The organism is Streptomyces sp. NPDC002787 (genome assembly GCF_053592095.1).
Window position 1 is genome coordinate 219805 of sequence record NZ_JBSFVC010000016.1, and the last position, 23531, is coordinate 243335.

At 71.3% G+C, this 23531-nt stretch carries 20 protein-coding genes; 12 read left to right on the forward strand and 8 right to left on the reverse strand.

Annotated features, from left to right (window positions below; translation table 11 throughout):
- The first annotated feature begins 95 nt into the window (after nucleotides 1-95).
- From ACWD26_RS23700 to ACWD26_RS23725, 6 genes are all read left to right on the forward strand, one after another.
- Complete coding sequence (locus tag ACWD26_RS23700) at nucleotides 96-731, forward strand: TetR/AcrR family transcriptional regulator (protein ID WP_451273125.1); 636 nt, start codon at nucleotides 96-98, stop codon at nucleotides 729-731.
- Nucleotides 732-1013: 282 nt separating this feature from the next.
- A complete protein-coding gene (locus ACWD26_RS23705; RefSeq protein WP_451273127.1) occupies nucleotides 1014-2651 on the forward strand; it encodes a sensor histidine kinase in 1638 nt (545 codons plus the stop codon).
- Nucleotides 2648-3055: a roadblock/LC7 domain-containing protein gene (locus ACWD26_RS23710; RefSeq protein ID WP_451273129.1), complete on the forward strand. Its 408-nt coding sequence runs from the start codon at nucleotides 2648-2650 to the stop codon at nucleotides 3053-3055. Before ACWD26_RS23705 ends, ACWD26_RS23710 begins: the two co-directional genes overlap by 4 nt.
- Nucleotides 3052-3468: a DUF742 domain-containing protein gene (locus tag ACWD26_RS23715; protein ID WP_451273131.1), complete on the forward strand. Its 417-nt coding sequence runs from the start codon at nucleotides 3052-3054 to the stop codon at nucleotides 3466-3468. The genes ACWD26_RS23710 and ACWD26_RS23715 overlap by 4 nt, the downstream gene beginning before the upstream one ends.
- A complete protein-coding gene (locus ACWD26_RS23720) occupies nucleotides 3449-4075 on the forward strand; it encodes a GTP-binding protein (protein WP_451273133.1) in 627 nt (208 codons plus the stop codon). The genes ACWD26_RS23715 and ACWD26_RS23720 overlap by 20 nt, the downstream gene beginning before the upstream one ends.
- Nucleotides 4076-4225: 150 nt before the next feature.
- A complete protein-coding gene (locus ACWD26_RS23725; RefSeq protein WP_451273135.1) occupies nucleotides 4226-5707 on the forward strand; it encodes a cytochrome P450 in 1482 nt (493 codons plus the stop codon).
- A gap of 24 nt (nucleotides 5708-5731) precedes the next feature.
- Here ACWD26_RS23725 and ACWD26_RS23730 read toward each other — a convergent pair whose 3' ends face one another.
- From ACWD26_RS23730 to ACWD26_RS23740, 3 genes are all read right to left on the reverse strand, one after another.
- Nucleotides 5732-6673, reverse strand: coding sequence for an RluA family pseudouridine synthase (locus tag ACWD26_RS23730; protein WP_451273137.1), 942 nt, complete (start codon nucleotides 6671-6673; stop codon nucleotides 5732-5734).
- A 55-nt stretch (nucleotides 6674-6728) separates the two neighbouring features.
- Entirely contained in the window at nucleotides 6729-8129 is a 1401-nt protein-coding gene (locus tag ACWD26_RS23735) for a hypothetical protein (protein ID WP_451273139.1), read from the reverse strand.
- 867 nt (nucleotides 8130-8996) lie between these two features.
- Nucleotides 8997-10553: an amino acid permease gene (locus tag ACWD26_RS23740; RefSeq protein ID WP_451273141.1), complete on the reverse strand. Its 1557-nt coding sequence runs from the start codon at nucleotides 10551-10553 to the stop codon at nucleotides 8997-8999.
- Between the two features lie 395 nt (nucleotides 10554-10948).
- Here ACWD26_RS23740 and ACWD26_RS23745 point away from each other — a divergent pair, with 395 nt between their 5' ends.
- Nucleotides 10949-11821, forward strand: a complete 873-nt coding sequence (locus tag ACWD26_RS23745; protein WP_451273143.1) for an N-formylglutamate amidohydrolase — start codon at nucleotides 10949-10951, stop codon at nucleotides 11819-11821.
- Here the strand turns inward: ACWD26_RS23745 and ACWD26_RS23750 are convergent.
- The 3 genes from ACWD26_RS23750 to ACWD26_RS23760 form a co-directional block, all read right to left on the reverse strand.
- Complete coding sequence (locus ACWD26_RS23750; protein WP_451273145.1) at nucleotides 11808-12293, reverse strand: DUF3471 domain-containing protein; 486 nt, start codon at nucleotides 12291-12293, stop codon at nucleotides 11808-11810. The two genes, ACWD26_RS23745 and ACWD26_RS23750, sit on opposite strands and share 14 nt — an antisense overlap.
- Before the next feature lie 64 nt (nucleotides 12294-12357).
- Entirely contained in the window at nucleotides 12358-13203 is an 846-nt protein-coding gene (locus ACWD26_RS23755) for a siderophore-interacting protein (RefSeq protein WP_451273147.1), read from the reverse strand.
- Between the two features lie 274 nt (nucleotides 13204-13477).
- On the reverse strand, nucleotides 13478-14407 hold the full coding sequence (locus ACWD26_RS23760; protein WP_451273189.1) for a 5'-3' exonuclease: 930 nt from the start codon (nucleotides 14405-14407) through the stop codon (nucleotides 13478-13480).
- A gap of 269 nt (nucleotides 14408-14676) precedes the next feature.
- Between ACWD26_RS23760 and ACWD26_RS23765 the strand changes: the two genes are divergently transcribed.
- From ACWD26_RS23765 to ACWD26_RS23780, 4 genes are all read left to right on the forward strand, one after another.
- Complete coding sequence (locus ACWD26_RS23765) at nucleotides 14677-15807, forward strand: quaternary amine ABC transporter ATP-binding protein (RefSeq protein ID WP_451273149.1); 1131 nt, start codon at nucleotides 14677-14679, stop codon at nucleotides 15805-15807.
- Entirely contained in the window at nucleotides 15800-18412 is a 2613-nt protein-coding gene (locus ACWD26_RS23770) for an ABC transporter permease/substrate binding protein (protein ID WP_451273151.1), read from the forward strand. Before ACWD26_RS23765 ends, ACWD26_RS23770 begins: the two co-directional genes overlap by 8 nt.
- 535 nt (nucleotides 18413-18947) lie before the next feature.
- Nucleotides 18948-19529 carry a helix-turn-helix domain-containing protein gene (locus tag ACWD26_RS23775; RefSeq protein WP_451273153.1) on the forward strand — a complete coding sequence of 194 codons (582 nt, stop codon included), beginning with the start codon at nucleotides 18948-18950 and terminating at the stop codon, nucleotides 19527-19529.
- 7 nt (nucleotides 19530-19536) lie between these two features.
- Nucleotides 19537-20289 (forward strand): helical backbone metal receptor, encoded by a 753-nt coding sequence (locus ACWD26_RS23780; RefSeq protein WP_451273155.1) that lies wholly within the window; start codon nucleotides 19537-19539, stop codon nucleotides 20287-20289.
- Here ACWD26_RS23780 and ACWD26_RS23785 read toward each other — a convergent pair.
- Nucleotides 20216-21418, reverse strand: a complete 1203-nt coding sequence (locus ACWD26_RS23785) for a TDT family transporter (RefSeq protein ID WP_451273157.1) — start codon at nucleotides 21416-21418, stop codon at nucleotides 20216-20218. The two genes, ACWD26_RS23780 and ACWD26_RS23785, sit on opposite strands and share 74 nt — an antisense overlap.
- Before the next feature lie 71 nt (nucleotides 21419-21489).
- Here ACWD26_RS23785 and ACWD26_RS23790 point away from each other — a divergent pair, with 71 nt between their 5' ends.
- Nucleotides 21490-22419 carry a LysR family transcriptional regulator gene (locus ACWD26_RS23790; RefSeq protein WP_451273159.1) on the forward strand — a complete coding sequence of 310 codons (930 nt, stop codon included), beginning with the start codon at nucleotides 21490-21492 and terminating at the stop codon, nucleotides 22417-22419.
- Between the two features lie 393 nt (nucleotides 22420-22812).
- Here ACWD26_RS23790 and ACWD26_RS23795 read toward each other — a convergent pair whose 3' ends face one another.
- A complete protein-coding gene (locus ACWD26_RS23795) occupies nucleotides 22813-23493 on the reverse strand; it encodes a gamma-glutamyl-gamma-aminobutyrate hydrolase family protein (RefSeq protein WP_451273161.1) in 681 nt (226 codons plus the stop codon).
- Nucleotides 23494-23531: the final 38 nt, after the last annotated feature.

A 23531-nucleotide genomic window follows, 5' to 3' on the forward strand; every position in this document is an offset into this window, starting at 1 on the left:
GACCTCTCACGATGATCGTGCCTCGTCGGCGGCGTGGGGAACCGCGCGACCGGTCACAGCCGGGGCGTGGCGGGCCGTGTGCGAGGATCGAACGCATGGGAAGCGCGGGTGGCACCGGTGGGAGGCGGGTCGGCAGGCCCCGGGCCGAACAGCGCCCGGAGAGCGGGCTCTCGCCCCGCGCCGAACTGCTCGCGGCCGCCGCCGAGTTGTTCACGACACGGGGCTACGCGGCCACCACCACCCGGGCCGTCGCCGAGCGCGCCGGTATGCGGCAGGCGTCCATGTACCACCATGTCTCCGGCAAGGAGGAACTGCTCGCCGAGCTGCTGGAGTCCACGGTCGAGCCGTCGCTCGCCTATGCCCGTGAGCTCCTCGTCCAGGACACCGTTCGGGCCGAGGACCGGCTGTGGAAGCTGTGCCGCGCCGACGTGGTCCTCCTGTGCGGCGGCCCGCACAACCTCGGCGGCCTCTATCTCCTCCCGGAGGTCCGCACCGAACGCTTCGCCGGCTTCCATGCCGTACGGGCCGAACTCAAGGACGCCTACCGGCAGTTGATCGCGGCGACGGACGCGGGCGGGGTGCTTGCCAAAAGTGCGCTGGAGCTGCGGACGGACCTCGTCTTCGGGCTGATCGAGGGTGTCATCCTCGTGCACCGCTCCGACCCCGACCGGCCCGTCTCCCTCTTCGCGGAGGCGACGGCGGACGCCGCACTGCGCATCGCCGGCGCCTGACAAGGCATCCCGGAACCCCGGCTCGGACGCCGATTCACCCTGTCAAGGAGCTCGGTTCGCACGCCCGCGCGCCGTTACGCATTGTGTGCGATTAATGCCCCAGCGTGTAAATAACCAGAGCGTACTCCTGTCGCGAGGGCGATTTCAGTCGGTTGCTGAATATGACACAGCGATGATCCGGTCGGACTAAGCTCGCCCGCAGCGCACCGAGTTGAGGTGTATTCGTGCGCTTGTTCCAAAAAATACCGAAGACCCAGTTTGATTCTTCTTCAGAGGGCATACATGGTGAGTGTTCAAAAGCCTCCCGGTGGCCGTGAACTTTCCTACGCGCGCTTGCTGCCACTCCCCGCGATACTGATGGCCGCGGCGACCGGGACCACCGTCTCCCTGGTGACGGGTCCGGCCCGGCTCGCCGTCGGCTTGTGCGGAGCCGCCGCGACGCTCCTGCTGATCGCGGTCGCCGTCCTCGCGGTGCGAGGCGGCCGTCGTACGGTCCGTGAACTGCGCGCCCAACACCAGCGGCAGACCGCCGGTCTCGAACAGCGGATCGCCGCCCACGACCAGGAATTCACCCGGCTGGGCAAGGAGATCCTGCCCGCCGCGCTGTACCGGTTGCGCACCGGAGAATCCCCCTCAGAGGTGATTCGTCACGTCGTCGACGGCGACGTCGAGTGGCGCGAGATTCCCAAGTCCCAGCGCGACCTGCTGTACACCGTGCTCGACATCATCGACCGCGAGGAAACCCTGCGCGACTCCTCGCAGCGGTCGTTCGTCAACATCGCCCGCCGGGTCCAGGCCATCGTCCACCAGCAGAACAAGGAACTGCGGGAGATGGAGGAGGACCACGGGCGCAACCCCGAGGTCTTCGACGACCTGCTGCGCATCGACCACGGCACCGCGCTGATCGGCCGCCTCGCCGACTCCATCGCCGTCCTCGGCGGCGGCCGCCCCGGCCGTGTGTGGCCCATGCCCGTCCCGCTGTACAGCGTGCTGCGCGGGGCCATGTCCCGCATCCTGGAGTACCGCCGCATCGAGCTCGACTCGATCGCCAAGGTCAACGTCAACGGCGTCTCCGTCGAACCGGTCATCCACGCCTGCGCCGAACTCCTGGACAACGCCACCCGCTACTCCCCACCTCACACGAAGGTGCACGTCACCGCCGTGGAGGTGCAGACCGGCATCGCCATCGAGATCGAGGACGGTGGCATCAGCCTCAGCGAGGAGGCCCGCGCCAAGGTCGAGGACCTGCTCGAAAAGGCCCGGCAGGGCATGGACATGCACGACCTGGGCGGCAGCCCGCGCCTCGGCCTCGCCGTCGTGGGCCGGCTGTCGACCATGTACAACATGCAGATCTCGCTGCGGCCGTCCGCGTACGGCGGCGTGCGCGCCGTCGTCGTCGTCCCCCGCAACATGCTCACCGAGGAGGCCGCCCCCGGCCTCGCCCACGGCATCGGCATCGGCTCCGTACCGACCATGGACACCGACGGTGTCGAAGGCCCCAACCGCAAGCCCAAGCGACGCCGCCCCACCACCGGACCGCGGATCCCGAGCTCCGCGGAGGAGATGGACCGGGGCATGGAGGACGACGTACCCGTCGTCACCGAGTGGACGGCCAACGGGCTGCCGCAGCGCCGCAGCCGGAACAAGATCCCGTTGAGCCAGCGCTACGCCGAGGCCGCCGCCGCGGAGGCCGCCGCCGAGGCCGCCATGGCCGCCGCTCCCGTCTGGCAGCCGGAGCCCGAGCCGGAGAAGGAACTGCCCCCGCCCGGCATGTGGGTCGAGGCGTTCATGGCCGGGCTCAAGGGCGACCCCGACCCGAACGCATTCAGGAACCCGGACGACTCGACGGCGTCCACCGCTCTCACCGCGAACACCGAGCCGGCCCGCACGGAGGCCGACGACGAGGGGGACCTCAAGTGATCCAGCAACGAGCCAATTTCGACTGGATGCTGAAGGATCTGGCCGACGGAGTACCCGGCATCCAGCAGATCGTCGTGCTCTCCGCCGACGGCCTGCGGATCGCCCGCCACGGCGGCGACCCGGACGCCGCCGACCGCGTCGCCGCGGCCTGCGCGGGACTGCAGAGCCTGGCCGGCGCCGTGGCCGGGGAGATCCCGCAGAGCGACGGCCACATGCGCATGGTCATCATCGAGATCAACGGCGGCTACTTCTATCTGATGGCCGCCGGATCCAACGCCTATCTCGCGGTGCTCGCCAACGAGATCGCCGAGCCCGGACTGATGAGCAACCGCATGCGCGACCTCGTCGACCGGATCGGCTCCCACCTCACCAGTCCGCCGCGGCGGAACGGGCAGACCGTATGACGCCTCCCCGCCGCCAGCGCCGCCAGCCCAGGCACGATCCGCCCCCGCCTCCGCCGCCGCCCGAGGACGGTCTGCCGACCGCGACGGGGCAGCGTCCCCCCGAGCGGCTCTACATCCTCACCGGCGAGGACGGCGAGCGAGCTCCGATCGACCTCGTCACGTTAATCGTGGCGCGCGCAGATCCGCCCCCGTCCGCCGCTCCGGAACAGTCGGCGCTGCTCCGGATCTGCCAGGCACCCCTTTCCGTGGCCGAGATCTCGGCCTATCTCAACCTGCCGATCAGCGTGGTGACCGTCCTGCTCACCGAGCTGCTGACGGCCGAACTGGTACAGGCGCGCGCACCGGTCGTCCGGCAGGCGCGGGCAGACCGTTCCCTCCTCGAAGCGGTGATGCATGGACTTCAAAAGCTCTGACACCATCACGGGTCCACGGACCGAGGACCACCTGCCGCACACCGCGCAGGCCGCGGCGAAGATCGTGATCGTGGGCGGTTTCGGCGTCGGCAAGACGACCATGGTGGGATCCGTCAGCGAGATCAGGCCGCTGACGACCGAGGAGACCATGACGCAGGCCGGCATCGGAGTCGACGACAACTTCGGCTCCAAGTCCAAGACGGCCACCACCGTGGCCATGGACTTCGGCCGCATCAGCATCACGGACGAGCTGGTGCTCTACCTGTTCGGCACCCCCGGACAGGAGCGCTTCTGGTTCCTGTGGAACGGCCTGTTCGAGGGCGCCCTCGGCGCGGTCGTCCTGGTCGACACCCGCAGGCTCGAGGTCAGCTTCGACGTCATGGACCGCCTGGAGGAGCGCAACGTGCCCTTCGTCGTGGCGGTCAACGACTTCCCGGACGCCCCCCGCTACGCCCTCGAGGAACTGCGCCAGGCACTCGACCTGGCCGAGGAGATCCCGATCATCCGCTGCGACGCGCGGCGTCGGGCGTCCAGCCGGGACGTCCTGATGACCCTCATGCGCTTCCTGCACTCCCTGGCGATGCCGGGGGCGTCGGCGCCGGCATGACCCCCGTACCGCTTCTGGGCGTCCCACAACGTCTCTGAGCCACCCGCCCCGAACCCGTCCCCGACCGGGAGCCGTGTCGTCCCGCACGGTGTCCCCTCCCGGTCACCCCGCACCCCACACCGGATCCACTCCCGTTCGAAAGCGATCGTCGTGACGCCTGAACCCCACTCCCCGACCGACACGGACGACCCCTCGGTCGGGCCGCCCCCCGGCTGCCCCGCACACGCCCTCGGCCCCGGCGACCTGCGTCGGCTCTACGGCCCCGGGGCGGAGGACCTGGGAGCCGTGTACGAGAAACTCCGCGCCGAACACGGCACGGTGGCCCCCGCCCTCCTCCACCAGGACGTACCGATCTGGGTGGTGCTCGGCCACAACGAGAACCTGCACATGGTGAGCACCCCCTCCCACTTCTGCCGCGACACCCGCCTGTGGACCCCCATGCGGGACGGCACGGCCAAGCCGGACCACCCGCTCATGCCCCACCTCGCCTGGCAGCCCATCTGCAGCCACGCCGAGGGCGACGAGCACCTGCGGCTGCGCGGCGCGGTCAGCGGCGCCATGTCGACCATCAACTACCGGGCCATCCGCCGCCACATCAACCGCGCGACCCAGTACCTGGTCAACAAGTTCTGCGAGGAGGGCCGGGCCGACCTGGTCAGCCAGTTCGCCGAGCGCCTGCCGATGGTGGCCATGTGCGAGATCCTCGGTATGCCCGAGGAGTACAACGACCGGATCGTGGAGGCCGCCCGGGACCTGCCCAAGGGCACCGAGACCGCCCTCGCCAGCAACGCGTACATCATGGACGTCCTGATGCGGCTCGTCGCCCGCCGCCGGGCCCAGCCCGAGGACGACTTCACCAGCCACCTCATCAACCATCCGGCGCGGCTCACCGACGAGGAGGTGGGCCAGCACCTGCGGCTCGTCCTCATCGTCGCCTACGAGAGCACCACCAACCTCCTCGCCAACGTGCTGCGCATGGTGCTCACCGACCCGGGCTTCCGCGCCCAGTTGAACGGCGGCCAGATGACCGTGCCCGAGGCGGTCGAGCAGACCCTGTGGGACGAGCCGCCGTTCAGCGCCGTCATCGCCTACTTCGCCAAGCAGGACACCGAGTTGGGCGGCCAGCACATCCGCCAGGGCGACGGCCTCCTCCTCGGTATCGCACCGGGCAACGTCGACCCGCGCGTCCGCCCCGACCTCAAGGCCAACATGCAGGGCAACCGCGCCCACCTCGCCTTCAGCGGCGGGCCCCACGAGTGCCCCGGCCAGGACATCGGCCGCGCCATCGCCGATGTGGGCGTCGACGCGCTGCTGAACCGTGTTCCGGACATCCAGCTGGCCTGCGACGAGGACGAGCTGCGATGGACCGAGACCATCTCCAACCGGCATCTGGTGGAGCTGCCGGTGAAGTTCACGCCGGGGCCCCAGCAGGAGGTCACGCTGGTCACCCCCGGCAGGTCGGTTCCGGCGCAGCGCCCGCACACCGGGCAGACCGGCGCGGAGCTGCCCAAGCCCACGGCTCCGGAGCCCGCCGACCCGTCCGGCGAGCCCACGTCCACGCCCGGACCGGCCGACCGCCCGGGCCTCCTGCGGCGTCTCCTGCGCCGGCTGCGCCGGCTGCGCCGCAGCTGAGACGAGAGCCGGGCACCCGGCCCGCTACGTGGCCCACTCCTCGTACGAGGACCAGGCCCGCAGCACCCGGGGGCTGACGAACCGGTGCTCGTGCCCCGTGACCGGGTCGGTGAACTCCAGGCGCCGCGCCAGCAGTTGGAGCGGACGCCGGAAATCGCCGGCCGGCACGGGGCCCGTCACCACCGGATAGAGGGGATCGCCCAGGATCGGCACCCCCAACGCGCTCATGTGCACGCGCAGTTGATGGGTCTGCCCGGTACGCGGCACCAGCCGGTACCGGGCACGCCCGTCCCGGTGCTCCAGCAGCTCCACCCGGCTCTCGGCGTTGGGCTCGCCCTCGACCTCGTGGGCGGCCACGACCCCGCGCTCCTTGACGATCCGGCTCCGCACGGTGCGCGGCAGGTCCAGTGCGGGGTCGTATGGGGCCACCGCCTCGTACTCCTTCGCCACCCGCCGGTCGCGGAACAGCGACTGGTACGCGCCGCGCTCCTCGGGCCGCACGGTGAACAGCACCAGCCCGGCCGTCAGCCGGTCCAGCCGGTGGGCCGCGCTCAGTGCCGGGACTCCCAGCTGCCGCCGCAGCCGCGCCAGGGCCGTCTCGGCGACATGGCTGCCGCGCGGGGTGGTGGCCAGGAAGTGCGGTTTGTCGGCCACCACCACATGCTCGTCCCGGTACACGACGTCGACCGTGAACGGCACACGCTCCTCGTCCGGCAGCTCCCGGTGGAACCACACGAACATCCCCGGCACGTACGTCATGTCCCTCGGCACCGGACGGCCCTCGGCGTCCACGATCCGTCCCGCGTCGAGCATCGAGTCGATCACGCCGGCCCCGGCCGCGAGCCGCGTCACGAGATGATCCCGCACCGTCGCCCACGCGTCCCCGGCCGGCAGCCGCACCCGCACCGGATCCACTCCCTCGCGCTGCGGCAGGGGAGAGGGCGGTGGCGGGGTGCGGCGTCTCATCACGATCAAGCGTACGATCCCGCACCGGGACGAGACGGCGGAGCGCGGACCTCGCTCAGGGGATCACTTCCGCTCCGTTCCGGCCGGAGAACAGCGGACTGTCGTTCCGTACGGCCGACGCACAGGCGAGAGCGAGCCCCTGCAGCCGGGCCACGTCGAAGTGCGCGTCCCAGCGGCCGTGCAGCCAGCCGCGCACGATGGTCGAGCTGTCGGCGTAGAGCCGGTCGAGTTCCGGCCCGACGTCGACCGGACCGGCCTGCTCCGTGCAGCCGCACCCGCCCTTGGCGAAGTGGTCGGCCAGCCGGGGCGCGTACGTCCAGTCCACGCTCGGACGAAGCCTTTTGCGTACCTTCGTCGCGGCGCCGTCGTGGACGCGTTCCCTGCCTCCTCGCGCATAGAGGCAGGTGCCCACCACGAAGCCCGCGACAACCCGTTGCCACTGCTCTCCCCCGACCGCGCAGGTGTGGCTCAGGCAGACCTCCAGGATGTCCCAGAGCTGTTCCCTGTCGGGCAGGCGCAGACCCAGATTGTTGCGGTTGCCGTTCTCGGTGTCACGGCCCTGGTCGATCAGGTCATGGGCGAGCACGGCGACCATCGTGGTCTCGTCGACGATCTCCCGGAAGCGTTCCGAGAGGTCGTCCTGGACGGTGTAGATGTGCACCCCTATGTCGGCGCCCCTGATCCGGATGTACTCCTCGGTGCCGAAGAGGGCCGGCAGTTGGAGGATCCCGGTCAGGTTGTCGACGAGCTGGACCGCGCCGCACTCCGCCTGAGCGGCCACCACCAGCTCGCCCTCGTCACCGTGCTGCCGCACGCACTCCCGGGACGCGGCCACCGCCTCCCGGGCGAGCCTGCCGATCTCCTGCTCATGGGGCACGGTGCCCGCGTAGTACTCGCTGATGCCCGCCAGGACGCCCCACAGGAACGTGGTCCTGGCTTCCAGGGCGGAGCTCGACTCGGGCGCGGTGCACAGCGCGGTGAAGAGGCCGGACATCTCCATCGCGAACGAGTAGGAAGGCGTACGGCCCACGGCCCGCCGGCACCACTGTTCGGCCCGGCCGACGGAGAGCTCTTCCCGCAGCCCGACCGGAGGCGGGCCCTGCGGACCGCGCATCAGCCGCTCGCAGGCGACGGCCAGCAGTCCACCTGTGTCTCGGCCGAGCACGGCCTGCCAGGTCACCTGCCGTTGCTCACGGCGCAGCAGGGCGCGCACGGCCCGGAGTTCGGGGGACCGCACCGCGTCCAGGGGCGGGCTCGGCGATCGCAGCGCGGCTCGACTGGCGTTGGCGGCCCTCGCCTCGATCGCGTGGCAGAGCATTCGGGACAGTGCCATGGCATCGGGATCGCAGAGGAGGGACGCGACGGAATTACGCCACTCGGCGGACTGGTGGCCCGGTACGGCCTGCCGGGGTACTCCGGGCCGCACCGCGGCCGCCAGGCTCGGCAGATCACCCATCGGAAGCCCCCTTCGAGGACATGCTCATCGTGCTGATCTCCCTTCGTCTATTCGAGACTTGGCATGAACGCTCCTTTTCAGGTCCTTCAACTCGGGTGCAACATCGCAGGGGAGGCTTTCGGGGGTTCGACTCGAGCTGTCGGCGGGTGCGGAAGACGGTAGGAGGGACGCGCACCGACCGACGTGTGTGCCCGGCCAGGGGGACGGCCCCGGGCAACTGGGCAGGAGCAGAGCCTTTCACGATGCCCTCCGGGTGGCGGAGTCGACCAAGTCCGTGAACTACGCGCTGTGCTCTAGACGCCGCGACCGCGGCGGGGCTGATCCGTGCACGAACGGGGCCCGCTGACGGGACCGGTCGGACGGGGGCCTCGTCAACTGTGTGCACGAGGGTGTCGTCGGCCGCAGCCGTCGAGGCGACCGCCGGACGGCGCGGAGAGTCCGTGGTCGCCACCGCCACGACCGCGTGGTGGGCGGTCAGGTCGTGGATCAGATCCACCTTCCAGTGACGCCATGGGTTTCGTCAACTGTTCGAAGCGGGTTGGGGTGGTTCGAACACGTCGGGGCGGAGCATCGCGAAGAGCGCGTCGGGCGGAAGCCGGTCCGCGTTCTGTCCCGCGTTCCGGTCCGCGTCCTGCCCCGCGTTCTGTTCCGCCGTTTCATCCGGACACCCCCCCGGCGGGCCCCGGCGCGACACCCGGTTGTGTCGTCAACTCTCTCCGAGAAACCGCCACTCCGCACCATGCGATGGTTTCCAGGCGTCTGAAAGGGCGTGTGACCCGGCGCACGGGGCGGACCCCAGGGCTGCCGGATGCGCGGCCTCACCCGCCACTCCGTGCGCCGCTGGTGCGGGCGGAGCCCCGCACCGCGCTAGGGAGCCGGCTCCGAGCGAGTCCGAGCAAGCGTTCCGGCAACGTCCGCGCGTCGAGCCCGCGTCAGCCGGTACAGAACCCCGAGCCCCACCGTGACCAGCAGGAACAGCACCGTGAACCACTGGAACCACCAGTGCCCGCCCGCCGGGTCGTACACCTCGGCCCGGGGCCAGGCCAGGTTGACGGTCATGAAGAGGCCGTAGAGGAGGGCGAGGGCGTTGACGGGGATGCCCAGGCGGCCCAGGGAGAAGAGGGGCTTGCCGGTCTCGTCGGTGCCGCCGGAGGGGAGGGTGCCCTTCAGGCGCCGTACGAGGAGGGGGCCGGTGACCATCGCGTACGCCAGGTACAGCATCACGATGCAGGTGGTGCCGATGGCCAGGAACGCCTCCGGGGAGGCGAAGTTGAGGAGCAGGAGGGCGGCGGCGAGGAGGCCGACGACCAGGGCGGGGGCGGTCGGCATGCCGGTGCGCGGGTTGACCTTGGCGAGCCGCCGGGCGAAGGGGAGCTCGCCGTCGCGGGCCATGGAGAAGAGCATGCGGCAGGCCGACGTCTGGATCGCGAGCGTGGCCACGGCGACCGCCACCACCACGTCGGCGAGCAGGAAGCGGCCCAGGCCGTCGCCGAGGCTGCTGGTCAGGACGTAGCTCAGACCGTCCACGCCGAGCCTGCCGTCGGTGAGGCTGGGCGCGGCGAGCAGACCGCCGAGGACGAGGAGACCGCCGAGCAGGCCGGCGGCGCCGAGTGCCATGAGGATCGTGCGGGGCGCGGTCCGGCGCGGGTGGCGGGTCTCCTCGCTCATCTCGCCCGCGCTGTCGAAGCCGATCATCACGTACGCCGCCATGAACGAACCCACCAGCAGGGCGCCGAGGAGACCGGTGCTGCTGCCCTCGGCGGTGTGGAAGGTGATGCCGGGGGAGCGCTCGGAGTGGGTGAGGAGAAGGACGATGATCAGGATCGCGCCGATGATCTCGGCGGTCACCCCGACCCGGTTGACCACGGACAACACCCGGTTGTCGAGGACGTTCACGACCGTGGTGAGGACCAGCAGGATCACTCCCAGGACGGCCGCGTTCGCCGCGCCCGTCGCCGTGGTGGGCGCCGGGTCGCCGCCGACGAGCTGGAAGCCCGACCAGATCGCGGGCATCACCATCTGCAGCGCGAGCGCCGCCGCGGCCACCACCACGATCTGCCCGATCACCATGATCCAGCCGGCGAACCAGCCGAACGTCTGGTTGGACAGCCGTGAGGACCACTGGTAGATCGCGCCCGAGATCGGATAGCGCGCCGCCAGCTCCGCGAAGCACGCGGCCACCAGCAGCTGGCCGATCAGCACCGCAGGCCAGGTCCAGAAGAAGACCGGGCCGCCGAAGGCGTACCCGAAGGCGAAGAACTGGAAGACGGTCGTGAGGACCGAGATGAAGGAGAAACCGGCGGCGAACGAGGCGTACCTGCTCAGGCTGCGATGCAGCTCCTGGCGGTAGCCGAACTCGGTCAGGGAGCGGTCGTCGGGGGAGTGCGGCGGATCCGGTCGGACCTCGGGGGCGGTGCTCGTCATGGCGGCAACCTGCTTTCGCAACAAGCGACGCGAGCTTTCGCGCACGGACGGCGCGAGCTTTCACGCACGGACGGCGCGAATTCCTGTCGGGCGACAGAAAATAGGGGAGCCCTGTGTCGCGTGTGTCACGCGACCGTGTCCGGGGCGAGCCCGAATCCTCACGAGCCTTTCAGGGGAGGTTGGTTGGGGGCAATACACGGGACGGCGTGGTGTCGTCCGGCCGCGCGGGACGGGGTGGGGCGCCGTCGGGAGATGAGATGGGGCGCCGTTGGGAGATGAGACGGGGCGCCGTCGGGGTGCTGCCCGGATGCGGTCGGGTGGGTTCGGGTGTGTTCGGGTGAGCCGCCGACCCTATGCTGGGGCGGCCCCGGCCCGGCCCACAGCGAGGACCCCGGATGAACGACGCGTCGCCCTCCCACCGACTCCTCCCGGGCGCGCCCGACTCGCCCGTGCTCCTGCACGTACCGCACAGTTCACGGGCCATCCCGGCAGCCGTCCGGGCCGGCATCGTTCTCGACGACGCCGCGCTGGAACGGGAGTTGGACCACATCACCGACGCGCACACGGACCGGATCGCCGAGCAGGCCGCCGACCGGGCGGCCACGCGCCCCTGGAGGTTCGTCAACCAGCTGTCCCGCCTCGTGGTCGACCCCGAGCGGTTCCCCGACGAGCGGGAGGAGATGCGGGCGGTGGGGATGGGTGCCGTCTACACGAGGACGACGCACCGGGAAGTGCTCCGCCCGACCGGACCGGACGGCCTGCCACTCGGTGGCGGAGAGCCGTTCGGCGGTGGAGGATCGCTCGATGGCGGACAGCGGCTCGATGGCGGACAGCGGCTCGTCGACCGCTACTTTCATCCGTACGCCGACGCCGTGACCGACGCCGTGACCGATCGGCTGGCCGCCGCGGGCCGGGCCGTGATCGTCGACGTCCACTCGTACCCGACGGACCCGCTGCCCTACGAACTCCACGGCGACGGCCCCCGGCCACCCGTCTGCCTGGGCAGCGACCCCTTCCACACCCCGGCCCACCTGCCGGCCGCGGCCGAGGCCGCCTTCGCCGAATTCGGCGGCACCGCCGTCAACACCCCGTTCGCCGGCACCTACGTTCCGTTGAAGTACTACGGGCACGACCGCCGGGTGACCGCCCTGATGATCGAGATCCGCCGGGACGTCTACATGACGGAACCGGGCGGTCCGGCGGGGCCGGGGCTCGGGCGACTCGCGGAGGCGCTGGCCCGGTTGGTGGACGTCCTCACGACCGTCTGAACGTCCCCAACCCGTTCGCGTCGAAGGCCTCGATCGTGATCTCGGTGGTCTTGCCGTTCTCGTCGCCCTTGAAGGTGGCGCCCGAGGGGCCGGTGGCGTTCTCGCCCACGGTCTCGAAGGAGAAGGTGTCGCCGGCGTAGTGGGTCAGGCGGAAGGCCGTGGGTTTGGGACCCAGGCGCCTCGTCAGGTCGCCGTTGGCCTCGGTGATGATGAGGGGGCCGTAGTACGCGTTGGTGTAGGTGCCGGTGTAGGTGGAGTCGGCGTGGGGGTCGGAGGCGTCCTCCGGAGGCTTGGAGCAGTCGGTGGGGGAGCGGAGCTTCTGGGCCTCCTGCTCGTAGACCTGGCCGGTCAGTTCGAGCCAGTCCTCGGTGGGCTCGCCGTGCTGGGCCGTGTCGAGGAAGTCGAAGGAGACGGAGTCGGCGAGGTCGACGGGTTCGCCGTTGGTGAGGACGGCGATGTCACGCCGCCACATGGTCGGGGCGTGCCGACCCGGGTGGTCACGACGTCACCTGGGCCGGGGTGCGTGACCCGCGTGGTCACGCCGGTGTCGTCGCTCCGTCCTGTTCCGCCTCGACGCGGGCGTTCCACTCCTTCTTCGATGCCTGCCAGCCGTCCTCGTCGTGGCCCAGGCGCCAGTAGCCGGAGACCGACAAGTCCTCCCGAGGGATGGCGAGTTCGACGCGGAGCAGGCGGCGCAGCTCCTTCACGAAGCCCGCCTCGCCGTGGACGAAGGCGTGCAGTCGGCCCTCGGGGAACCGCAGCGCGCGCACCGCCTCGACGAGGGCCGCGCCGACCGGGCGGTCCCCTCGGTGCAGCCAGACGACCTCCACGTCGGAGTTGATCTTCTGCTCCTCCTCGGGGCCGGCCACCTCGACGATCGCGTGGGCCCGGGCACCGTCGGGGAGGGCCTCCAGGGAGGCGCCGATCGCGGGCAGGGCGCTCTCGTCGCCGACGAGGAGATGCCAGTCGGCCTCCGGGTTGGGCGCGTAGGCGCCGCCCGGGCCGAGGAATCGGATCAGTTCACCCGGCTGGACGCGAGTGGCCCAGGGGCCCGCGATGCCCTCGTCGCCGTGGAGCACGAAGTCGATGGTCAGCTCGCGCAGTTCGGGATCCCAGGCGCGCACGGTGTACGTCCGGGTCACCGGCCACTGGTCGCGGGGGAACTCGGCGCGGATCCGCTCCACGTCGAAGGGCTCCGGGTAGCTCACGCCCTCGGGGCCGAACAGGAGCTTCACGTAATGGTCGGTGCTGCCGCGTGGGGAGAAATCGGCGAGGCCGTCGCCGCCGAGTACGACGCGCTGCATGTGCGGGGTGAGCCGCTCTGTGCGCACGACTCGCGCGGAGTGGGGCTTCGGGGTCCTGCGTACCGGACGCTCTGCCATGACGGCCTCCAAAGTACCGAGCTAAGGCTTACCTAAGTTAGCATCTCCCCCTGCTGAACACCCCACGCTTGAGGTGTGTAAGAGGACTTCACGATGTGAATCGCGCCTCAGACCCCTCACCACCGAAGTGTCACCCCACCCACCGGCGTACGCCCCATCCGGGGGGCGTATACCTGACGCCATCCCGGGGGCGTATCCCTCACGCATCCGGAAGGCGTTCTACCTCACGCATCCGGAAGGCGTTCTACCTCACGCATCCGGATGGCGTTCTACCTCACCCCTGAAGCGTCGTGATCAGCCGCCGCAGTGATCCGCCGAGCCCCCAGCGTGCCCCGAGCGCCTCCAACGCCGCCGGGTCCCGCGGTTCGCGCGGCAGAGCCGTGTCGACGTCCGGCAAGGGTACGTCGGCCGCGACCTGGACGACCTTGGGGGCGACCGCGACATAGGGGCGCGCCTCGTCGAGCCTCCTGCGCTGCGACGGCGTCAGCTTCGCCTTCGGGTCGTCGACCGCGGCCATGATCCCGGCCAGGTCGCCGAACTGGTCCAGCAGCTTCGCGGCCGTCTTCTCACCGATGCCCGGCACGCCCGGCAGACCGTCGCTCGGGTCGCCGCGCAGCAGCGCCAGATCCGCGTACCCCCGCCCGACGACCCCATACTTCTCGCGCAGCCACGCCTCATCCGTGAGCTGCAGCGTGCCCACGCCCTTCAGCGGGTAGAGCACGCGCACCCCCCGCCCGTCGTCGACCAGCTGATACAGGTCGCGGTCGCCGGTGACGATGTCGACCGGGTCCTTCGCGTGGGCGGTGAAGGTGCCGATCACGTCGTCCGCCTCGTACCCGGCGACGCCCACGCGCGCGATGCCGAGCGCGTCCAGCACCTCCTCGATGACCGGGACCTGCGGTGCCAGGGTGTCCGGCACCTCCTCCTCGTCCGGCCCGACCGCGTGCACCTCGGCGACCCGGTGCGCCTTGTAGGAGGGGATCAGATCGACCCGCCACTGGGGCCGCCAGTCCGCGTCCATGCACGCCACGAGGTCCGTCGGCCGGTTGTCCCGGACCAGGCGGTCGATGAACTCCAGCAGCCCGCGCACGGCGTTCACCGGGGTGCCGTCCGGGGCCTTCACGGATTCCGGCACCCCGAAATAGGCGCGGAAGTACAGGGAGGCGGTGTCGAGAAGCATCAGGCGTCTGGTCACGCCCCGCATCATGCCGTACACCACCGACAGGCGGCTCCCGACCCAACCGTCCGTGCCATGCGTGCACGCGTTGCGTGAACACCCCTGGCCTGCGGTGAAGCCCCTGTGAAGCGGACCACTGTCGCGTTTCGTCCGGTCCGCCCCGGGCAGGCGCGGCCCCGGAGCAGCGCCGGTCGCGTGGAGGAGACCACCGACCGGGCGGGCCGATCCCGCCGTGCTCCACGGCAGGCCTGCGGGGCGGGGAGGCGAGCCGTTCCGTTGCGATCCAAGAGGTGCATGTGTCAGCCAGGGAGTCATCCAGGGCGTCATCCAGACTCGAAGCCGAAGGCCTGTTCAAGGTCTTCGGCAGACGACCCGACGACGCGGTGGACCGGCTGAGGGCCGGCGCCGACCGCGAGGAACTGCGCGCCGAGGGCACCACCGCCGCCGTGATCGACGCCTCCTTCACGGTCGAACCGGGCCAGATCTTCGTCGTCATGGGCCTGTCCGGGTCCGGCAAGTCCACGCTGCTGCGCATGCTCAACGGGTTGCTGGAGCCCACCGCCGGGCACGTGCGCTTCGACGGCCGGGACCTGACCGCGCTGAGCGACCGCGACCTGCGCGCGGTGCGTGCCCGGAGCATCAGCATGGTCTTCCAGCACTTCGCGCTGTTCCCGCACCGCAGCGTCCTGGAGAACGCCGCGTACGGCCTGGAGGTCCAGGGTGTGCCGCGCGCCGAACGCGAGAAGCGCGCCGTCGAGGCGCTGGGTCTGTGCGGTCTGGCCGGCTGGGAGAAGGCCTGGCCCGACGAGCTGTCCGGCGGTATGCAGCAGCGCGTCGGCCTGGCCCGCGCCCTCGCCACCGACGCCGACCTGCTGCTGATGGACGAGTCGTTCAGCGCGCTCGACCCGCTGATCCGCCGTGACATGCAGGACCAGCTGCTGGAGCTGCAGCAGACCCTGAAGAAGACCATCGTCTTCATCACGCACGACCTCAACGAGGCCATGCGCCTGGGCGACCGTATCGCCGTCATGCGTGACGGCCGCATCGTGCAGACCGGCACCGCCGAGGACATCCTGATCCGCCCCGCGGACGACTACGTGGCCTCCTTCACCCAGGACGTCGACCGCTCCCGGGTGCTCACCGCCGGGTCCGTCATGGACACCGCCGTACACGGCGACGAGGCGGACTGCGGCTGCGAGACCGCGACGCCGGACACACCGTTCACGGAACTCTGCGCGCTCAGCGCCCGCCTCTCCCACCCGGTCGCGGTGCTCGACGAGAAGGGCGCTCTCGTCGGCGTCGTACCGCGCCACCGCCTGATCGGCTTCCTCGGCGACCACCAGGGCGAGCCCACAGCATGCGACGCCCCCAGCGAGAGGCGCGAGAGGCGCGAGCAGGGCGTACGGGTGGTGAAGGCCAGTGCCTAGGATCCACATCGGCGACTGGGTCGCCCACGGCGTCGACTGGCTGCGCGACCACCTCGGCCCGGTCTTCGACCTCGTCAAGGTCGTCGTCGAGGCCATGTACGACGCCGCGAACGCGGTGCTCACCGCACCCGACCCCCTGCTCCTCGCCGGCATCCTCGCCGTGCTGGCCTTCTGGCTGCGCGGGCTGCTGCCCGGCGTCCTGGCCTTCGCGGGCCTCGCGCTGATCGACTCGATCGAGCAGTGGGAACCGGCGATGAACTCGCTCTCCCTCGTGCTCGTCTCCTGCGTGATCATCTTCGCCATCGCGGTGCCGATCGGCATCTGGGCGGCCCGCAGCCGCGCGGTCAGCGGCGCGATCCGCCCCGTGCTCGACTTCATGCAGACCATGCCCGCGATGGTCTATCTGATCCCCGGCATCTTCTTCTTCGGCGTCGGCCCGGTCCCCGGCATGGTCGCCACCATCGTCTTCGCGATGCCGCCCGCCGTACGCCTCACCGAACTGGGCATCCGGCAGGTCGACGCCGAACTCGTCGAGGCCGCCGAGGCCTTCGGCACCCATCCGCGCCGCATCCTGTGGCGGGTGCAGCTGCCGCTGGCCCTGCCCACGATCATGGCGGGCGTCAACCAGGTGATCATGCTGGCCCTGTCGATGGTGGTGATCGCGGGCATGGTCGGCGGTGGCGGCCTCGGCTCCACCGTGTACGACGGCATCAGCTCCGTCGACGTCGGCCTCGGCTTCGAGGGCGGTATCGCGGTGGTCATCCTCGCGATCTACCTCGACCGTATGACGGGCGCCCTCAACCAGCGGGTGTCCCCGCTCGGCCGCCGCGCCCTCGCCAAGGCGAACACGGCCCTCGGCGGGTTCAAGTCCCTCCACTGGAAGCCGGCCACCCCGGTCGCGATGGTCGGCGTGCTCGTCCTCGCGCTGGTCGCCGGCGGCCTGAACGTCTTCGGTAGGTCGGCCGGCAGCGAGGAGGTCACCACTGACGTCGGCCAGGGCCGCCCGATCAGCATGGGCTACATCGACTGGCCCGAGGGCGTGGCCTCCACGTACCTCTGGAAGGAGATCCTCCAGCAGCGCGGGTTCACCCCCGAGGTGAGGTCGCTGGAGGTCGGCGCCCTCTACAACGGTCAGGCCCAGGGCAGCGTCGACGTACAGACCAACTCCTGGCTGCCGGCCACGCACGCCTCGTACTGGGCCAAGTACAAGGACCGCCTGGAGGACTACGGCAGCTGGTACGACAAGACCTCGCTGGAGATCGCCGTCCCGTCCTACGTCAAGGGCGTCCACTCGCTCGCCGACCTCAAGGGCAGGGGCGACCTGTTCAAGGGGAAGATCTACGGCATCGAGCCCGGCGCGGGCGAGACCAAGCTCTACGAGGACAAGGTCCAGAACACGTACGGCCTCAAGGGCGAGTACCAGCTGGTCAAGTCCAACACCTCGGCGATGCTCGCCCAGTTGGACCGCGCCTACCAGAAGAAGGAACCGATCGCGGTCACGCTCTGGTCGCCGCACTGGGCGTACGACAGGTACGAGCTGACCAAGCTCAAGGACCCCGAGGGCGCCTTCGGCGCGGGCGACGGGATCCACACCCTCGGGCGGAAGGGCTTCGCGAAGGCGGAACCCCAGGTCGCCCGGTGGCTCAAGGACTTCGAGCTCACCGACACGCAGCTCACCTCCCTCGAAGGCGCCGTCCAGGACGCCGGCAAGGGGCACCAGGAGGAGGGTGTCAAGGTCTGGCTGAAGAAGAACCCCGGGATCGTCGACAAGCTGGCGCCGGTCGCGAAGACCCGCTACGAGCAGGGCAGGCAGGCGGGTGCCGCGCCGGTCATCGGCTACCCCGCGTGGGACGAGGGCATCGCCGTCACCCACCTCTGGGAGAACGTCCTGGAGAAGCGCGGCTACCGGCCGAAGAAGACCAAGCTCGACATCGGCCCGCTCTTCACGGGCCTGTCCACCGGGCAGGTCGACGTCGAGTTCGACGTCTGGCTGCCGGTCGCGCAGAAGCAGTACTGGGACAGGTACAAGAAGGATCTCGTCGACCTCGGCGCCTGGTACGACAAGACCTCGCTGGAGATCGCCGTCCCGTCCTACGTCAAGGGCGTGACCACGATGGACGATCTGCGGGAGCACAAGGACGAGTTCAAGGGCCGGATCGTCGGGATCGAGCCCGGCACGGGCCAGATGACCCGGTTGGAGAACACGGTCATGCCGGCCTACGGGCTGTCGGACTTCAAGCTCACCAAGGCCGGGACGAGTTCCATGCTGGCCGAGCTCGAACGCGCCTACGCGAAGAAGGAGCCGATCGCCGTCGTGCTCTGGTCGCCGCACTGGGCGTACGAGAAGTACGACCTCACCCGGCTCGCCGACCCGGAGCAGACCTGGGGCGCCGCCAACCAGATCCGTACGCTCGCCAACAAGGGCTTCCCCGAGAAGTACTCCGAGCTGAACGGTTGGCTGAGGAACTGGCACATGACCCCGCAGGAGCTGATGAGCCTGGAGCAGGCGATCCAGAAGGCCGGGCGCGGCCAGGAGGACGAGGGTGTCCAGAACTGGATCGACGCGCACCCGGGGATCGTCGACGAGATGGCCCCGGTGAAGTAGCCGGGCGCTGACGAGCCGAGCCCCGGCCGACGGTCCCGCCGTCGGCCGGGGCTCGGCCGTCGCGGCGCATACCGATCCGGGGTGCGGCGGGCTGTGGACACCGCCGAGATCGTCCAGGACCGGGGCCGTTGGCTGCCCGGGGACGGCCGAACGCCTACGATCCGGTGACGGAATGTGCCGACCCGGTCACCCCGTGCACCCGCCGTGGCGGCACTTCCCACGCCATCCGTCGGCCGCCCTCGTCACCGGATCGTGGGCGCGCGTCCCGCACCGCGCGGGTGGGCGGTGGAAGCGGAGGCGGGACACCTGCTCCACTGGCGAGAATCGTGAGCATGGACCCCTACTTCGTTTACGAGATGTGACGGGCGCATGAAACGGTTTGCCGAACATGCGTAGGGTGCAGAGAACTCATCAGGAGAAGTGCGCCCGATGAGTGCCGGGCGGGTGGGCATCCGTAACCGACCGTAAGGCGTTCGCGCCGACCCAGTGGGCGTCCGCGAGCCGAGACCGACGAGCGAAGGAGGGAGCCGGAGCGATGGGCGACCACAAAGAACAGCCCCTTCGGGTGGGCGCGGCCGTCCGGCGGCGGCGCCGGGCCCAGGAGCTCACCCTCGCCGCCGTCGCCGAGCGCAGCGGCCTGTCGGTCCCCTTCCTGAGCCAGGTGGAGAACGAACGGGCCCGCCCCAGCCGGCCCTCCCTGGAACGCATCGCCGACGCCCTCGGCACCACCGCCGTCGAACTCCTCGCCGCGGCCGACCCGGCGTGCAGCGTCGATGTCGTACGCGCCGCCGACGCGGACGGCTTCACGCCCCCCGACTCCTGCTCGCGCTCCCTGGTGCGCGGTCACCACCAGTTGCACGCCATGGAATTCACCGGCGACCACGACGAGGGCCGCGAGGTCCAGCACCGCAACGACGAGCTGATGTACGTCGTCGAAGGCGCCGTCGAGGTCGAGGCCGAGGGCCGCGCCCACCGCCTCGGACGCGGCGACACCCTGTACATGTCCGGTGGCGTACGGCACCGCTGGCGGGCCACCGAGCCGGAGACCCGGGTGATCGTGGTGGCCGTCGCGGACCACATCGAGGCCCTGGAGGACCGCCACCGCAAGGGCGGGTGATGTCGCCGTGCGCTCCGTGTCCCGCGTCGTCTCCCTCGTTCCGTCCCTGACGGAGGCCGTGGCCGTCTCGCTGCCCGGCGTGCTGGTCGGCGCCACCGACTGGTGCGCCCACCCGGGTGGTCTTGATGTCGTACGGGTCGGCGGGACCAAGAACCCCAAGACCGACGTCATCGCCCGTCTCGCCCCCGACCTCGTTATCGCCAACGAGGAGGAGAACCGCGAGCCCGACCTGACCGCCCTGCGGGAGGCGGGGATCGGGGTCCTGGTCACCGAGGTGCGGGACGTGCCGGGGGCTTTCGCGGAGCTCGACCGGGTCGTGCGCGCCTGCGGGGCGCGGTCCCGGCCGCGCTGGCTGGACGAGGCGGAGTCGGCCTGGTCCGGCCTCCCGGATCCGGCGGCGGGCCCGCTGACCCCCGGCCGTCGGACGACGGCCGTGGTGCCGATCTGGCGGCGGCCCTGGATGGTCCTCGGCCGGGACACCTTCGCCGGCGACGTGCTCGCCCGGCTCGGCGTGGACCACCTGTACGCCGGCCACGCGGAGCGCTATCCCCGGGTCCCCGTCGAGGAGCTCCGGGCTCGCGCCCCCGACGTCGTGGTGCTGCCCGACGAGCCGTACCGCTTCACCGCCGACGACGGCCCCGAGGCGTTCCCCGGGTTGCCGTGCGCGCTGCTGAGCGGGCGTCATCTCACCTGGTACGGGCCGTCGTTGGCCGAGGCGCCCCAGGTGCTGGGCGCGGCGCTGCGAGCAGCTCGCCGCTGACCAGCCCGCGTAGGGTGTGCGCGGCGGCCGTCGCCCAGGCCGTCAGCAGCAGCGCGTAGAGCGCGACGGCGAGGACGTCGAAGGCGACGAGCCCCGTGTGCCGTGCCAGCCCCTCCGCACCGGTCACGCAGGTGCCCACCGGGAAGGTGCACGCCCACCAGGCCATCGAGAACCCCATGCCGCGCCGCCGGGCGCGCACCACCATCGCGGCGGCGAGGGCGAGCCAGAGCAGCGCGAAGCCCGTCACCGGGACGCCGTAGACGACGGCGAACGCGGAGAAGGCGGGCGCGTACGGGGTCGGTACGGCGTCGGGGGCCGCGTCGGCGAGGTTGCCGGCGGCGGTGGTCGACTGCCCGAGCGGGCCCAGCACCAGGAACAGGCTCGGCGTGAGCGCGAGCGGCAACGGCCCCGCCGTGATCAACCGCCCGAACACCAGCGGCAGCACGAGCAGCGTGGCCGTCAGACTCAGTCCGAACAGCGCGAGACAGCCGAACAGCAGCGTCTGCCGAGCCTGCCCGGGCGGCAGATACGGGACGAGCAGCGGGCCGACCGCGGCGGAGACCATGGGCGCCACGAGGGGGAGCAGCAGGACCGGGGTGACCTGGGCCAACGCGATCCGATGCCGGACGACCATCAGGTACGGCACGACGACGGCGGCGACGAGGCCCACGACCGTCCCGGCGGCGAACAGCACGGTGTCCAGCGCGACGGCCGCCCGCACACCGATCCAGTCCCGGCCGACGACGAGTCCGGCGCCGCCGACGGCCAGCAGGGCCATGGAGAGGCAGCCGTAGAAGGGGGCCACGGCCGGGTCGAGGAGGTGGGCGCGGGCCTGGTCGCGGTGGTGGAACCAGTGCAGGGTGCGGGCAACGAGGAGGGCCGACAGGGCGAGCAGTGCGAGGGCCCACACCGCCGTGCAGGCCGTCCGCAGGCCCGGGACGCCCACGGGGAGCCCGGCACCGGCCGTGGCCACGATCGCGGTGCCCATGACCGGGGCGTACCAGTGGGGGCCGAGGTGGCGGAGGGTGGGGAGGGGGAGGGGGAGGGGGAGGGGGAGATGGGGGGAGAGGCCCGGGGGGACGGGATGCGTCGGGGGCATCGGCTGGGCTGGACGGCTTGCGGTGGCCATGCTTCCGAGCGTCCCGCCCGCGCGTGGGGCCCACCAGGGAGTCCTGCTGTATGGGGACATAAGCTGTGGTTATGAGTGACAGCGAGGAGCGGGGCGGCGGGCTGGCCCATCGGGTGCCGGATCTCGGCGCGCTCGAACTGCTGCTGGCCGTGGCACGGCTCGGCTCGCTCGGGCGGGCGGCGCGGGAGCTGGGGATCACCCAGCCGGCCGCGAGCAGCCGGATCCGCTCGATGGAACGGCAGCTGGGTGTCGCCCTGGTCGACCGGTCACCTCGCGGGTCCCGGCTGACGGACGCGGGGGCGCTCGTCACGGACTGGGCCCGGCGGATCGTGGAGGCGGCCGAGGCGTTCGACGTGGGCGCGCAGGCGCTGCGGGACCGCCGCGACTCCCGGCTCCGGGTCGCCGCGAGCATGACCATCGCCGAGTATCTGCTGCCCGGCTGGCTCATCGCGCTGCGCGCCGCGCGCCCGGACACGGCGGTGTCCCTCCTCGCGGGCAACTCGACGGTCGTCGCGGAACGGCTGCTCGCGGACGAGGCGGACCTGGGGTTCGTCGAGGGCCCGACCGTGCCGGCCGGGCTGGACGCGGCCGTGATAGCGCACGACCACCTGATCGTGGTGACGGCGCCGGGCCACCCATGGGCCCGCCGCCGCAAGCCTTTGGACGCGGCGGAACTGGCCTCCACGCCGCTGATCCTCCGAGAGAAGGGCTCCGGCACGCGGCAGGTCCTGGAGACGGCCCTGGGCAGTCTGGCCCGGCCTCTCATCGAGCTGTCCTCCACGACGGCGGTCAAGTCCTCCGCACTGAGCGGCGCGGGCCCGGCCGTACTGAGCGAGCTGGCCCTCGGCGAGGAACTCTCCGCCCGCCGCCTGGTCCGCGTCCCCGTGGACGGCGTACGCCTACGCCGGTCCCTACGAGCGGTCTGGCCAACGGGGCACCGCCCCACCGGCCCGGCGCGGGACCTGCTGGGACTGACGCGGGGGGCCACGACCGGCGGGTGAGGCTGTCTCTCGCCTCCGTGCGCGCGGCGGGCCCGACCCCGAGGAGGTTCGCGGCCCATTCTTCGGGGCGCGGCGCAGAGTCGGAGGGTGTCACGTAGGGAGCCGGCTGGGAGGGAGCGGCCGGCCTGGGAGGGCTTTCGGTTCCGGCGGGCCCAGACCGAGGCTCGGGGTATGGAAGGCCGGGCTCAGGCGCCGCCGTCCGGCCCCGTCCCGCTGGGCACCACGGCTGAGGCGCCATCCGGGCTGCGAGACCTCGCCGCCCCGGCCTTGCCCCCGGCTCTGAGATCTCCCGGCCCCGGCCTCGCTCCTACCGGCCCTGCCCCGGCTGTGAGGCATCCCCGGCCCGGTCCTGCTCAGGTTCGCCAGGGGCCCCGGCTCGGCAAAGGGCCCGGCTCAGGCTGTCGCCTTCGTCAGGGCGTGCATCACCCGTACGTCCTCGCCCATCTCGGGGTGCCACTGGACGCCCAGCGCCCAGGCGGGGGCGGGTAGTTCGACGGCCTCCACCGTGCCGTCGGACGCGTAGGCCGAGGGGATCAGGCCCTCGCCGAGGCGGTCCACCGCCTGGTGGTGGTAGGTGGGGACGTCGGTCTCCTCGGGGACGATCTCGGCGTAGCGCGTGCCGGGCACGGGCTTGACCGGGTGGCGGCCGAAGACGCCCACCTCGACGACGTGGTCGTCGAGGTGCTGGATCAGCGTGCCGCCGAGGGCGACGTTCAGGAGTTGCATGCCCCGGCAGATCCCGAGCAGCGGGGTGCCGGAGTCCAGGGCCGCGCGGATCAGGGCCAGCTCCCAGGCGTCGCGCGCCGGCGCGGGCGGGCCCGTGCGCGGCTCGCGGTCGGCGCCGTAGTGGGACGGGTCGACGTCCGGCCCGCCCGCGATCACCAGCCCGTCGAGCCGGGCCACGGCCGCCGCCGCGTACGCCGGGTCGTCCGGCGGCAGCATCGCGGCGAGTCCGCCTGCCGCCTGCACGAGCCGGGGGTAGCCGACCGGCAGCAGGGCCGCCTCCAGCTCCCAGACGCCCCAGCGCGCGCCGGACTCCAGATACGTACTCACACCGATCAGCGGCCTTGCCACACGTGCTCCTGACTCATGAGACCCATGAAACCCATGGA